Raw genomic sequence first — 12,730 nt, forward strand, 5'->3', positions numbered from 1 at the left:
GTTCCGAAAAGAAATCCAGTCGCATGAAAATACAACCACTTCACTTAACGGCCGTGGCGGCACTTTTGATCAGCCTGCCATCCGCAAACGCTGTCGATTCCGCCACACGACGCAGCGACAACGTGACGTTACGCGGCAAGTTCACCACGATGGATCCGACGAAGATTGTGATTGAACGCTCCAATGGCGGAGACGTGACGGTCGCGGTTTCAAATCTGAAAGTCGTCCGGTTCGACGGCGAACCGCTTAATCTGAACCAGGCTCGCAGCAACGAACGCAGTGGCGGTCTGGAAAAAGCGTTAAGCATCATTCAGGAAGTCAGCCGCAGCGGCGTTTCTGACAAACGACTGAAAACAGAATTGCAGTTCCTGACGGCTCGCATCATGGGCAAGCAGGCATTGGCGGACCCCACGAAAGCTGCCGCCGCGCAAGAGGTCTTGCAGAAGTTCCGCACCGAGAACAAGACGAACTTTCGCTATCTTGAAGCCACTCTGCTGCTCGCGTCCGTGCAAAGTGCGGCGGGGGCCGTTGACGAAGCGAAGACTCTGCTGCAGGAAGTTCAGCAGGCACCGGTCACCGGCTACCAGCTTCAGGCCGGCGTCGATCTCGGTCGACTGTTGCTGCAGGCCGGCGATGCAGCGGGCGCACAAGCCGCCTTCGATTCCGTGATTCAAAAAAGTCAGGGCGACGAATCAGCCGCTGGAGCTCTTTACGACAGCATGCTCGGCAAAGCCGCGTGCCTGCAACTGCAAAACAGCGTCGACGAAGCCATCGCCATTCTGGAAGACGTGATCAGCAAATCTCCCGCGTCAGAAACTCGTACATTGGCCGAAGCGTGGGTCCGCAAAGGCGACTGTTTGCGTCAGAAGAATGAGACGAAAGCGGCACTCATGGCATACCTGCACGTTGATGTCCTGTATCCGGGCGAACCCGCTCAGCATGCTGAAGCTCTGGCTCGCCTGACCGAATTGTGGGGTCCCACCGGCCACGAAGACCGCGCTATCGAAGCGTCCGCTCGCCTGACCGAACGTTACCCCAACAGCCCATGGGCCAAAAAGGGCGGGGCAGGCGGCTAGGTGTCAGACAATTAAACCGCTGACGGAAACTGATTTTCGGAGTAACGCACATTCTGACCTGATCGATCGGATGTCGTTTCAGGTGCGAAACCTAAACAGGACTTCCAGAGCGAAGAACCGGTTCAACCGTCGTTCCCCGATTTCACGCTCATGTTGCATATGGGTTGAAGTCTGTGCTGTTTGCCAAACCGCCTCAAACTGCAGGAATGTTCGAAAAAGCGAGGGTTTAGGTAGCAATCACACTAAAACTTCGGTTCCGCCACGGTAGCGCGGGTAAATTGGATGACGCGGCTAAACTGAGTAGCTACATTTCGCGGATCGGTGTTCGAGCGGAATCGGTTGAGGCTACGGCCTTTCAGGCATTCGGAGAAGATACAACATGCTGAGCCTTATGGAACGAGTATCACGGCAGCGGTCCCTGAAAAGCTGGGGCGTATTGATGCTGGCAACAATTTTTGCCCTGCTGGTGATCCCGCTGTCGGGCCTTTCCGTGAGCGCGGTCGCTCAGGACGCCGCACCTGCGGCCGATGCTGCTCCGGCTGGTGACGCGGGCGGAGGCGAAGCCACGTCCAACGTGCAAAGCCGCAACTTCTTGAGCTGGATGATCGACGCTCTGGGCGTGTTCTGGATGCTGATCTTCGCGGCCCTGTCATTCGTGATGGTCGCACTCATCATGATGAACCTGCTGCAGGTACGACGCGACGTTTTGCTACCGAATGACTTTGTGGAAGAGTTTGAACAGAAACTTAACGGCAAGGATTTTCAGGGCGCGTACGAAATTGCTCGCAATGACGATTCGTTTGTTGCCCGAGTTCTCGCGTCCGGCATGGGGCGTTTAAGTCGAGGCTACCCGGAAGCTGTCGAAGGCATGCAGGAAGCGGGCGAAGACGAAAACATGGCTCTGGAACATCGTCTCAGCTATCTGGCGTTGATCGGCACGGTCGCTCCAATGCTGGGTCTGATGGGAACTGTTCAGGGGATGATCGCATCATTCGACAAGATCGCGTCGAGTGCCGTTTCACCCAAGCCCAGCGAATTGGCCGAAGGGATTTCAACTGCCCTGTTTACCACGCTGATTGGTCTGGGTATTGCCGTTCCGGCGATGATCTTCTACAGCATTTTGAAAAATCGTATTCAGCGGCTGGTGCTGGAAATCGGAATGGTGAGCGAAGGTTTGATGAGTCGCTTTGCGGCCGTTGGCAAGCAGGGCCAGAAACCTCCGGCCGCTTCGTAGTGTCGGTATTGCTGCTGGCAATTTCCGGTTCGGAATTGCGGCGGTAACGTATCCAGAGACTCAACTATGTGATGGCCTTCCCAGGCCGTCGCGAGGAATTCGACAGTTTCGACAGGCTATTGCTCGGGCAAATCCGTGACCGCCTTTTGAACGTCAAATTATTCTACGCACTCATTCGATTCACAGGCGACTTCATGAAGATCAAGTCATCAGGCTCCAGCCCTCCCGATGTCGACATGACGCCTATGATCGACATCGTGTTCCAGTTGATTGCCTTCTTTATGGTGATCACCAACTTCGAACAGCAGCAGGCCGACGAACGAGTTACTTTGCCGAAAGATCAACTGGCCAAGCCCCCGGAAGTCAAACGCGAAAACACGTTCACAATCAACCTTGGCTTCGACAGAGACAAAGAGGGCGAGATCACTAACACGACGCCGTTTATTTTCTTCGCTGGGGAAAAGTTCGAAGTCGAAGCCAGCGCCACGAAGCTGCGACAGGAATCTCAGTTCTACCAAACCATCGGCACGCCTTTGGAAGATGTCACGGTGGAAATTCGAGCCGACGCAGATGTGTCGTCCGGCTTGGTGCAAAAGCTGATTCAGATGTGTCAGGAGCAGGAAATTGGCTTTCAGCGATTCGCGTTGAAGGCCACTCAAAAATCGTAGGCTTGTCCGGAACTTTATTCAGGACTGTTCGTTGGTAACGCCATGAAGATTCGAAACCGCAGCGGCGAAGGCGAGAAAATTGAAACGCAAATGGCGCCGATGATCGACGTCGTGTTTCAGTTGCTGATCTTCTTCATGCTGACACTCAAAATTGTCGAACCTGAAGGCAACTTCGACATCAACATGCCGCTGGGCAAGCCACAGCAGTCGACTGTTACAGATGCTGACCTGCCGCCGCTGAAAGTGCGGCTGATTGCTGGTGCCGACGGGCAGCTTGCTGATCTTCAATTCAATCAGCAGAGCCTTGGGCAGGGGCCAGCCGCCTTCGCTTTACTTAACGATCAGGTTTTGAAGGCCGTGAATTCGCTGAAGGCCGCTGGTCCTGAAAATCTGGACAAGCAGGAAGTCGAAATCGATCCGGACTTCAACCTAGATTACCGTCACATCATTTCGGCCATCAGCAACTGTTCTGGCAAAATGGTGGACGGCAAGATGATCCGGTACATCAGCCGCATTAAGTTCGCACCGATTCGTGAGCAGAACTGAGCCCACCAGCCCCTGAGTTTGCCTGCATTCGCCCGAACAGCCTGCGGGCTCTGCAAAGTCACTGACTGACCCGTTTTCTGCAACTTCCCTGATCCACGACCGGCTTAAGGCCGACACATAGAAGTCGGCAAGGGTAGCGTTTCTGAAGCTAGGACCGCGATTACGCCGTCGTTTTCGTGAGTCCGGTAAGTGAAAATGGGCGAAAATCGGACAAAACCGTGGTTGAGATTAGCGGGGAATGTCGATATGCTCCCGCGTTCGTCGAAGCCTGACATTCGCTGATTTCCGCCGTCAGGGGCGAATAACTACCGGAATTTCCGCCTGTCAGGCGATTGTAAGCACTGGAGTCTTAGTTGTGTCGATCGATAAATCGCTGAAAAAGCCGAGCGGCGTAGTCCGAGCCCGCAATGTCCTGAAACGCGGTGAGCGCATTGCTGTGCTGAAAGAACAGGACCGCTGGGACGATGGTCAAAGCCCTGTGGGGCTGCCTAAAGTCCGCATCAAGAAGGTGGTCGCTGGTAAGAAAAAGAAGAAGAAGAAGGACGACGAAGAAGAAGATACCAAATGAAAATTGGTGTCGTTCGTCCGGCAATCCACAGCCCGAGCGTACCGCTTGGGCTTTTTTTATGCGCGGGTGAGATGGCGTGGCTTACCGCGGGCCGCACACCGATATGTCGCGGCTGACTCGGATCAGCCATCAAAGTTGCCTTCCGGCTCGCTGATCGTCGCAAACCGTTGTCCGTCAACCGCAGGGTAATATGATGTCGGCATAACTGAATTCGCTGTCACAATCTGTGACAGGCAGGCGTCCATAGTTAACCGCTGAGCAGCCAATATGCTATTCGACGACTTCAAGCTGGAAATGTTTCTGCGGCCGCTGGCAGCATGTGTTCTGGGCGCGGTTATCGGGTGGAACCGGGAATTGAAGAAGCATCCTGCCGGGCTAAGAACTCAGATCCTTGTGGCGCTGGGATCCTGCAGCTTTACGCTGTCGGCTCTGGAGCTGACAAGCGTCATGCACGAACAATACCTTCAGGAAAACTCAGATCCTGTCCGAGTAATCGCAGGAATCGTCGGCGGGATCGGCTTTCTGGGAGCCGGATCGATCATCCAATCCGGGGGCGATGTGCGCGGTGTCACCACGGCGGCGACCGTGTGGGTGACCGGAGCGATCGGTATCGCGTGTGGGATGGGAGCATACACGCTGGCGCTGGTGACGGCCGGGTTGACGGCTTTCGTCCTGATACCGCTGGGAAGACTGGAACAGAAGTATCTGCAGGATCAGTGAAGCTTCACAAGTGCTTTTCCCATCTTGTCGCCGTGGAAAAGATTGATAAACGCCTGCGGAGCGTTCTCAAGCCCCTCGGTCACCGTTTCTTCCCAGTGAATCTCCCCCGACTGGATCCAGTCGCTCATCTGTTTGGTGAACTCCGGCTGCTGGTCCATGTGATCGCGAACGATGAAGCCCTGCATGCGAATTCTCTTAGCGATAATCTTAAACAGGTTGCTCGGGCCGGGTTTGGGCTCCGCATCATTGTACGTTGAAATCATGCCGCAACACACGATGCGGCCAAAGTCGTTCATGTTGTCGATCGCACCCTCCAGATGATCACCGCCAACATTGTCAAAGTACAGGTCGATGCCATCAGGGCACAGTTCGCCCAGTTTTTCTGAGACGTCATCCACGTCGTGATAGTTGAACACGGCATCCACGCCCGCCGTGTTTTTTAGCCATTCAATCTTCTTTGCAGAACCGGCGCTGCCGACAACGCGACAACCTTTGTGCCTGGCGATCTGGCAGACGATCGAGCCGACTGCTCCGGACGCTGCGGAGACGAACACGTGATCGCCCGGCTGCAAATTACCAATCGTGTTCAGGCCGACCCAAGCGGTCATTCCTGTCATACCTAGGACGCCAAGATAGGCCTGAGGCGAGATCTTATCCGCGTCAATTTTCGTGGCGTCTGTTCCGTCCGAAAACCAGTACTCCCGCCAGCCCTGGTTGCCCAGCACACAGTCACCTTCCACGAAGTCCGGGTTCAACGACTGAACCACGCGACCCACGCAGCCGCCTTCCATTGGTTTGTTGAGTTCGAACGAAGGGACATAGCTTTCCGTGTCTCGCATCCGTCCGCGCATGTACGGATCGACCGAAATCCACTCATTGCGCACCAGAAAGCGTCCGTGGACCGGTTCCGGAATTTCGGTTTCGTGAACGGCGAAGTTGTCCGCCGTCGGGATGCCGTCTGGGCGAGACTTGAGATGCACTTCTCGGCCGGTTGTGGTGACGGTTGACATGGTGAAATCCTAACTCGGTTGCGGGTGATGAAAGGCTACAGCGAATCTTGTTGAACTGTGGCTGCGGATCAGGCATTTCGAACTACGACGCAGCCTTCCACGAGCCCGAATCGTCCACGGCAAAAAGGAAACTGCTCTAATGATCGTCCGGCGGTGCCGTCATTCACTTGTCGCTGCTGCCTGTTCGCGTTCTTCCGTGACAAAACGTTCGGCGGCGGTCTGCATGACTTCGTCAAAATCAATTCCCGCTCGACTACAGATGTGCATCACATCAGTCAGCACCCACGCCATGGCGGTCTTTGGCGGTTCTCCGCCTAGTCCTTCAGGTATCCATGTGTAGTGCCGTGAGCGGATGACATCGTCGACGTCATCCAGCCAGTGTTCGCGATCGACAGGCATTTGTCTTCTCCAATCAATATCGAAAGCGCCTACGTTCGAACCACTTCTTCCCGTAGCGCGCTGGCGGCTTCAGGTGGTTCCGTAGGCAGCTCAGCTTCATCGCCGGGCCATTCGAGCCCGTGACGTTCGTACCAGGCTTTGGGATCCTCAAACAGGCTCGCCACGATTTTGGGTAGCGTCTTCCGCAGCGTGTGCTGCGGCTGCCAACCAAGGCGTTTGCGAGCTCTGTCAATGTTTGCGGCGTAGTGGGCGTCGGCCATGTCGACCATCCACGGCTTAATAAACGGCTCATCACCGTCCGAAGCCAGCTTGTCTTTCACCCACGCTCCGACTTTCGCCACAACTTTGGGAATTCGGATCGCGGGCCAGGCGTCGCCATGGATCATTTCACCCAGTTCCTCCTGTAGCTGCCGATAGCTCATGACATCGGGCTCAGCCACCAGAAACAGTTCTTGCTGTTCCAGCCGACCAGCTCGTTGCACGACTTTCGAGAAGCAGTCTGCCAGATCGTCGAGGTGTACAAGCGCCTGGCCGGCAGTCGAATCGCCGGGAAAGACATAACTTTCCGTCTGCTTTTCGTAGATCCGACTGATTTGATGTGACAACGGGAGTGAGTGCCCCTGCTCGTCGTACACGCCCGCGATTCGCAGGATCACTGTGTTGATGTCTCGTGCTCGGTTCCGGATGACTTCTTCGGCGGCCAGTTTCGATTGAGGGTAGGGCCAGTTTGCGGCGACCGCGTCGTCTTCAGAAATTTCGTGGCCCTGAGTCTTCGGCTCCATCACTAACAGGCTACTGGAGAATACGAACTGCCGGACGTGAAAGTCCTGCAACCCGTCCAGCAGTCGCTTCGTGCCCTCGACTGTCAACTCGTCGTACATCGGGCTGGGCTCACCCGAAAAATCATAGTAAGCCGCCAGGTGAATGACGCTGTAGAGCGAGTCGCCGTGCCGTTGCTTGAGCTCCGCCAGCGCTGTTTGCACGTTGCCGGAACTAGTCAGGTCCATTGAGATCCAGTCAACGTCCGGTGACTTTACTTCCGGAATTTCCAGATCCAGCCCGACTAGTTTGTAGTCGTTTTTCAACGCCCGAATGACGTGCGAGCCGATCAGTCCGGCCGCACCTGTGATAGCAACCACAGGTTTTCCCGGGTGGTCAGGTTTTAAGGCAGGCATGAGAGTCCTTTCGGGGTGATGGTTGAGATTTTTGCGTGAGGGCCCGCGATTCTTTTCGGGCCACACCCGCCCACGCTGAAAGCCACGAAACTGAGAGCGATGAAAGTGATGAGATATTTCACACTGCTGCTTTCGTTCTTTCTGTAGGCGGGAATTATGTTGAGCGACTCGACCAGGCTTGCTGGCCGGTCACCGTTTCTTCCATTTCGTAAAGACGAGTCAGAAACTCACTAACGCGAGGTGCCGTGACTGAGTCTTTCATGGTTCGATAGAGAGCGGTGAGTGCGGAGTGAAACTGGATAACACTTTGGCGAATGTCATCGATCGACATGTCGGGCTTGAGTTCGGCATCCTGAACGGCTTGTTGAATGTCGTCGTTCGGGACGTATTGAATCCACACATTCAGCACGCCGTCGTCGCCTTCGTCACCGTACTCGCTTAAAGCGATCTGCCAATTGTTTTCGTGTTGCTTCAGCTGACTGACGATCGATTCGACGACCTCAGAAGAGGTACTTTCCTGAGCTTCATTCAAAGTATTGCGGACACGCTGATGGTACTTCCGGATTAGTTTCAGGATGTCTCCGAGCTGTTGATACGTCATCATGCTGTACTTTCCGCGTCAGGGTCTACTCAGTGTCGATGTCGTCCTTCACATCGCCGATTTCATCTCCGACTTCACCAACTGCATCACCGATGCCGTCGCCAACGTCGCGAATTTTGTCGCCCGTGGTAGGCTCTTCCTGGCAGCCAAGAACCACTGCAAACAGAGTCATCGCTGCAAACATCATTAGCTTCTTCATGATTCGTTTCTTTATCTATGTCTCTGGGTAGCCCAGTGGTTAAGGACTTTGCGGGAAGACCGGTTTCTGTCGCTTGATCAGATACCGGTGCAACCCGTTGTCAAACACATGCCTTCGCCGTAACGCCACCGAAGATCCAGTCGCGTCACTGAAGGTGTGTTCCGCCGATGGGCGGTGGAGCTTACGAGGGGACGCGGCGACCGGTGACCAGACTGATCACGGCCAGAATCAAAAACACAGCGATACAGATTTTGGCGATCGACATAGCTGTGCCAGACAGTACGCCGAAACCAAGTGCAGCGGCGATCAGTGCCAATACGAAAAAAGTGAGGGCCCATGAAAGCATGATTCGTTCTCCTGATTCGACGCCGCATTGGACGTCCGATTGGTGGACTGGAAATGTTGGACGAAAGTCTCAACACAATTCCTTCACTATGCACGATCCGTGCCAATCAGGATGGCCGCCATTCTTACCCGTCGTGCGCCTGTGAAAAACTGCTGTCGCGGGTATGACGCCGGTCGGCGAGAGGTCGAAGTGACTGCTGACCGACCGAGAAGAAGGCGAAAACTGGATCTATTGCAGCAAATAGACCTCCAATTGCACTCTATGACGCCTGTATCAACATTTCACGGCGACGCCACGACCGTCACAAATCGGTCGGAACTCTGAGCGTCCATCAACTGCTTCGGAATTCCAGAATCTCAGATCGATATCGCTCCCGACGGCTGTTTCACCGGGCCGGGCAGCTTGCAGCAGCTGACTCAGAAGGTCGACCGCCGGACCCAGGTAGTCAAGGTGCCCATGAATCAGACTCACATTCATCACGCCAGCATTCACGGCACAGTAAACGTCCCAGGCGGGTGTGGCGTTAAATTCAGTGACCATGTCATGAAGTGTTTGAGCACAGCGCAATGCGTCGTCTGTATTAATGAAGGCCATCAATGCACCGTGACCTGAGATCTTTATCCACGTACCGTTGTGGCGCGTGCAGTATTCACTCAGTTGTCGCAAGTGCGCTTCAAACATTCGTTCGGCGATCGCATCATCGTTCGTGCTAAGTAGCTCGCCAGACGGTCTTGCGCTGGTCTGCAGCAAAGAGACTGTCGTGACAGACGCCAGTTGAGTTTGGTCCAGCGACTGGCCGGGAAAGAGTTCGCGGAACAACGGCAGACCGAATGCTGCATTGGCGGAGAACGTGTTACCGGGCGGGTCGGATCGTTCGACGCGTACCACGACGTCGCGATCGAAATCGTTGTTGAGCGTCAGTCGTTGTCCGCCAGCAGGCAGCACGACTTGCTGTTGCCAGTCGGCGTCCTGTTTCAGCCGCAGGCTCAGATGGCGAGCATCAGTCAGCACCGTTGTGTCCGGGGCGTCGTCGCCCGGATTTCGCTGCTTGATGACACATGCAACGGTGTCGTCTTCGCGACGGTGTTGAGTGCCGCTCAGGATCCTGGATTCAATAGCGACGCCACTGTTACGCACGGTAAACGTCAGTGACTGTGCCAGTTGCGGACCGCGAATGCAGTAGATCCCCGCTGCCAGTGACAGCCCGACGTCCAGTGTTTCGCCCGGCTCAAGCTTGATCTGCGCGACAACATGTGGTGAATGGGCGGGCGACCCGATGCAGTATTTTCCTGTGTCGCTGCTGCGTACCTGTGGATGGGCGCGAAAGATCAGTTCCACGCCGTTAAGCAAATCCACGTCGAAGTCGGTGTTACACGCTTCGCAGAAATCGTGGTCCCGCACCATTCGCATAATATCATAGGTTTGAGCAGCCACGCGGCACGCGGGGCAGATCACGTCCCATGTCAGTTCCAGCAGGCCGCTTTTCGCCCCTCGCAGCAGGACGGCCATCGTTTGGTCGAACGGTTGGTTCAGTCGTCGAGCTAACTCCAGGGGTCGAATGTGGCCGACTTCTTGCGCCGGTGCGATGCGAACGAATTCTGTGATCAATCGCAGTGTCTCGCGGTCGACGTTCTGCGATTGGAGTTGCGCTGTGAGTTCTTTTAGGCGACTTTGCTGCTGGCGGCTGATTGCGGATTCGGCTTCAAAGGCATCACGCGTCGCATCAGCCCCGCGCGTATCGGAAAGAGTTGCGTCGATGCGCTGGTAGACTCGTGTTAGCGATCGCCGAGTTTCTACTCCCATTTTGTACCTGGCGAACTGCCGCCCAAACCACCCTCGCCCTTCGACTTCCAGGCTGTGGACAAGTCGTGTGCGGCCATCAACCGTGGGAAAGAATTCGACCACGCTGCTGAACCATTTTAGCGGCCCGCGTTCGAATTCCCGCAACACGCCCATGCGGCGTTGTTCGATCCATTCGAACGCATGTTCCCGCCACCTCATCGCCATGCCCGCGATCCGCACGTTGGCGAACCGCTGTGATTCACCGTTCGGGCCGATCGTCGTGGTGTAGCGAACTGCAGGCAGGCCGATGGCTCGATTCAGGCGTTCCGTGTTGGAAACGAAGGGCCAGAGTTCGGCAGGCGAAGAAGCCAGTTTCCATTCAAACCGAAACGTCTGCCGTTGGTCGCTGTCGCCGGAAGGCAGCGCCGGATGCACGACGATACTGGTGGCTTCACCTCGTTGCAGGCGTTGCAAATCGGCCAGCAGTTCTGCTGCTGAGGGGTAGCGGAGATCGGGACGTTTTTGCAGGCAACGGGCCACCACCTGGCTGATACCTTCGCTGATGTCTGAGTGGAGCGAACGCGTGTCTGGTGGGACTTCGTGGCGATGCAGTTCTGCCAGCTTCAACATGTCGTCTGACGGAAACGGGGGCCGCCCTGTCAGCATGGCAAACAACGTGGCTCCCAGTGAATACACGTCAGACCGCACGTCAAGCTGGTCACGATTCGAAAACTGTTCCGGCGACATGTACAGCGGCGTGCCCAGCATGGTGTTGGCTCGTGTCAACGCCATCGATTGTGTTTGCTGAGTGTGCCGAGCGAGGCCGAAGTCGGTGAGCTTCACGACGAACTGGTCGTCGCTGGCAGAATCGGCCGAGTTTTCGTTGCCGCCGAGCAATATGTTATCGGGCTTGATGTCGCGGTGAATGATTTTCAGCTCGCTGATATCCACCAGCGCCTGAGCCACATCGGCCGCTATGTTCAGCGCCGTTTTTTCGGTTAGACGCTTTCGTTTTTTCAGGAGCGCCGCGACGGATTGACCGGTCACGAGTTCGGCAACAAGAAATGGCCAGTCGCCATCGATCCGGACGTCCCGCAGCCTGGTGATGAACGGACTATTCGCTTCCGCCAGTAACCTCGCTTCTTTTTCGAACCGCAAGATAGCATCGTGTTGCCGCGCGAAGCTGGCGTCCAGAACTTTCACCGCGACCAGTTCGCCGGTTTCTGTATTTCGCGATTTGTAAACGGAACCCATCGCTCCGGCACCGAGGCGTTCCAGAAGCTGGTACTGCTGTAGCATCCGGCCACTTAAAAGGTCGTCGGCCCTTGATCCTTCCAGCATGTCTCGCAGTCGCTGGACCCCGGCCGCTTCCGGCACACCGCCCGTATCGTGAAACGGCGGCGTCATGTCGAAGCTGTCGGTGTCAGCGCTGGGACTCGATGACTTCATGATGCACGGAAAGGGCAGGGGGGAGTGGATCAAGGCCAGAGAAAAAGAGTCGTGCGATGCCGGTGCCGTCCAAATTAGGGCCAAATTCGGCCGCTCCGACACGCACGACTCGGATTCTACTACGTTTGTCATGGAGAAGTGTTGTCGCTTTGCTTTACAATTCTTCAGATTGCCGTCGGATCCGCCGTCTCAAGAAGCGGACGTCAACTGAAAGGCGCCCCGCGTTGAACACTCCTGCAAAACGACTTAGCGACATCGACACCAACTGGACTGAGCTGGGTCTGGCGCGCGGATCGAAAGCCGAAACTCCGGAATCTGTGGAAGCCAGAAAAGCGCTGCTGCATCGTTACGCCGAACCGGTCTACCAGTATCTGCTCGGCTGCGTCAAAGACGAAAATGTGGCCGATGACCTCGCCCAGGATTTTGCGGTACGTTTTCTGGCCGGTCGCTTTGAAAGCGCGGATCGGGATCGCGGACGGTTTCGTGACTTCCTGAAACGATCGTTGAGTAACCTGGCGACGGACTACTTTCGCCGAAAGTCGGCCGAACGAAAATCGCTTCAGGAATTCTCTTCCCAACCCGCCAAAACCAGCGACGTTGCTCCCGGCTTTGACGACATGTGGCGTGAGGAAGTGCTGAAGCGAGCATGGGAATCACTGCGATTGTTACAGGATTCGTCCGCCTCGCCCGTGTATTCCGTCCTGCGTTACCGGGCTGAGTTTCCAGACGCGTCTGCCGCAGACATGGCGTCGGCGTTCAGCGAGCTTCTGAACCGCGATGGACTCACAGAAGACTGGGTTCGTCAAACACTACATCGGGCACGAAAGAAGTTCGGCAAGCTGCTTCGCGAAGAAGTCGCACGCACAGTCGGCAGCACCGAATCCGCCGCAATCGATGATGAGCTACGAGAACTTGGCCTGCACGTCTACTGCGACTGACCGTCTGTGCAAGTACGGT

Annotated in this window: 14 protein-coding genes; 7 read left to right on the top strand and 7 right to left on the bottom strand. The window is 55.8% G+C overall.

Annotated elements, in window-relative coordinates; all coding sequences use genetic code 11:
• Positions 1 to 23 precede the first annotated feature (23 nt).
• From Fuma_RS24550 to Fuma_RS24575, 6 genes are all read left to right on the top strand, one after another.
• Positions 24 to 1,076 carry a tetratricopeptide repeat protein gene (locus tag Fuma_RS24550; RefSeq protein ID WP_145944357.1) on the top strand — a complete coding sequence of 351 codons (1,053 nt, stop codon included), beginning with the start codon at positions 24 to 26 and terminating at the stop codon, positions 1,074 to 1,076.
• A 379-nt stretch (positions 1,077 to 1,455) separates the two neighbouring features.
• Positions 1,456 to 2,310: a MotA/TolQ/ExbB proton channel family protein gene (locus Fuma_RS24555; RefSeq protein ID WP_077026444.1), complete on the top strand. Its 855-nt coding sequence runs from the start codon at positions 1,456 to 1,458 to the stop codon at positions 2,308 to 2,310.
• Positions 2,311 to 2,504: 194 nt separating this feature from the next.
• The gene (locus tag Fuma_RS24560) at positions 2,505 to 2,978 is read left to right on the top strand and encodes an ExbD/TolR family protein (RefSeq protein ID WP_077028530.1); all 474 of its coding nucleotides are present in this window, start codon (positions 2,505 to 2,507) and stop codon (positions 2,976 to 2,978) included.
• Positions 2,979 to 3,020: 42 nt separating this feature from the next.
• Positions 3,021 to 3,524 (top strand): ExbD/TolR family protein, encoded by a 504-nt coding sequence (locus tag Fuma_RS24565; protein ID WP_077026445.1) that lies wholly within the window; start codon positions 3,021 to 3,023, stop codon positions 3,522 to 3,524.
• Between the two features lie 355 nt (positions 3,525 to 3,879).
• Positions 3,880 to 4,092 carry a small basic protein gene (locus Fuma_RS34650; protein ID WP_077026446.1) on the top strand — a complete coding sequence of 71 codons (213 nt, stop codon included), beginning with the start codon at positions 3,880 to 3,882 and terminating at the stop codon, positions 4,090 to 4,092.
• A gap of 267 nt (positions 4,093 to 4,359) precedes the next feature.
• Positions 4,360 to 4,812: an MgtC/SapB family protein gene (locus Fuma_RS24575; protein ID WP_077026447.1), complete on the top strand. Its 453-nt coding sequence runs from the start codon at positions 4,360 to 4,362 to the stop codon at positions 4,810 to 4,812.
• Here the strand turns inward: Fuma_RS24575 and Fuma_RS24580 are convergent.
• From Fuma_RS24580 to Fuma_RS24605, 7 genes are all read right to left on the bottom strand, one after another.
• Positions 4,806 to 5,822, bottom strand: coding sequence for an NADP-dependent oxidoreductase (locus tag Fuma_RS24580; protein ID WP_077026448.1), 1,017 nt, complete (start codon positions 5,820 to 5,822; stop codon positions 4,806 to 4,808). The genes Fuma_RS24575 and Fuma_RS24580 overlap by 7 nt on opposite strands.
• Positions 5,823 to 5,981: 159 nt before the next feature.
• The gene (locus tag Fuma_RS24585) at positions 5,982 to 6,221 is read right to left on the bottom strand and encodes a hypothetical protein (protein WP_077026449.1); all 240 of its coding nucleotides are present in this window, start codon (positions 6,219 to 6,221) and stop codon (positions 5,982 to 5,984) included.
• A gap of 29 nt (positions 6,222 to 6,250) precedes the next feature.
• Complete coding sequence (locus Fuma_RS24590) at positions 6,251 to 7,396, bottom strand: NAD-dependent epimerase/dehydratase family protein (protein ID WP_077026450.1); 1,146 nt, start codon at positions 7,394 to 7,396, stop codon at positions 6,251 to 6,253.
• A gap of 154 nt (positions 7,397 to 7,550) precedes the next feature.
• A complete protein-coding gene (locus Fuma_RS24595; protein WP_077026451.1) occupies positions 7,551 to 8,000 on the bottom strand; it encodes a hypothetical protein in 450 nt (149 codons plus the stop codon).
• 22 nt (positions 8,001 to 8,022) lie between these two features.
• Complete coding sequence (locus tag Fuma_RS35615; protein ID WP_169929133.1) at positions 8,023 to 8,196, bottom strand: hypothetical protein; 174 nt, start codon at positions 8,194 to 8,196, stop codon at positions 8,023 to 8,025.
• Between the two features lie 181 nt (positions 8,197 to 8,377).
• A complete protein-coding gene (locus tag Fuma_RS24600; RefSeq protein WP_077026452.1) occupies positions 8,378 to 8,542 on the bottom strand; it encodes a DUF1328 domain-containing protein in 165 nt (54 codons plus the stop codon).
• 273 nt (positions 8,543 to 8,815) lie between these two features.
• Positions 8,816 to 11,773, bottom strand: a complete 2,958-nt coding sequence (locus Fuma_RS24605) for a protein kinase domain-containing protein (protein ID WP_158521116.1) — start codon at positions 11,771 to 11,773, stop codon at positions 8,816 to 8,818.
• A gap of 224 nt (positions 11,774 to 11,997) precedes the next feature.
• Between Fuma_RS24605 and Fuma_RS24615 the strand changes: the two genes are divergently transcribed.
• On the top strand, positions 11,998 to 12,711 hold the full coding sequence (locus Fuma_RS24615; protein ID WP_077026455.1) for an RNA polymerase sigma factor: 714 nt from the start codon (positions 11,998 to 12,000) through the stop codon (positions 12,709 to 12,711).
• Positions 12,712 to 12,730: the final 19 nt, after the last annotated feature.

This window comes from Fuerstiella marisgermanici, from assembly GCF_001983935.1.
Classification (GTDB): domain Bacteria; phylum Planctomycetota; class Planctomycetia; order Planctomycetales; family Planctomycetaceae; genus Fuerstiella; species Fuerstiella marisgermanici.

Excerpts from the sequence above, each read along its gene's own strand:
- Fuma_RS24600 (WP_077026452.1), bottom strand. The coding sequence starts at position 8,542 with ATGCTTTCATGGGCCCTCACTTTTTTCGTATTGGCACTGATCGCCGCT.
- Fuma_RS24555 (WP_077026444.1), top strand. The coding sequence starts at position 1,456 with ATGCTGAGCCTTATGGAACGAGTATCACGGCAGCGGTCCCTGAAAAGC.
- Fuma_RS24565 (WP_077026445.1), top strand. The coding sequence starts at position 3,021 with ATGAAGATTCGAAACCGCAGCGGCGAAGGCGAGAAAATTGAAACGCAA.
- Fuma_RS24595 (WP_077026451.1), bottom strand. The coding sequence starts at position 8,000 with ATGATGACGTATCAACAGCTCGGAGACATCCTGAAACTAATCCGGAAG.
- Fuma_RS24550 (WP_145944357.1), top strand. The coding sequence starts at position 24 with ATGAAAATACAACCACTTCACTTAACGGCCGTGGCGGCACTTTTGATC.
- Fuma_RS24560 (WP_077028530.1), top strand. The coding sequence starts at position 2,505 with ATGAAGATCAAGTCATCAGGCTCCAGCCCTCCCGATGTCGACATGACG.
- Fuma_RS24590 (WP_077026450.1), bottom strand. The coding sequence starts at position 7,396 with ATGCCTGCCTTAAAACCTGACCACCCGGGAAAACCTGTGGTTGCTATC.
- Fuma_RS24605 (WP_158521116.1), bottom strand. The coding sequence starts at position 11,773 with ATGAAGTCATCGAGTCCCAGCGCTGACACCGACAGCTTCGACATGACG.
- Fuma_RS35615 (WP_169929133.1), bottom strand. The coding sequence starts at position 8,196 with ATGAAGAAGCTAATGATGTTTGCAGCGATGACTCTGTTTGCAGTGGTT.
- Fuma_RS24585 (WP_077026449.1), bottom strand. The coding sequence starts at position 6,221 with ATGCCTGTCGATCGCGAACACTGGCTGGATGACGTCGACGATGTCATC.
- Fuma_RS24575 (WP_077026447.1), top strand. The coding sequence starts at position 4,360 with ATGCTATTCGACGACTTCAAGCTGGAAATGTTTCTGCGGCCGCTGGCA.
- Fuma_RS24580 (WP_077026448.1), bottom strand. The coding sequence starts at position 5,822 with ATGTCAACCGTCACCACAACCGGCCGAGAAGTGCATCTCAAGTCTCGC.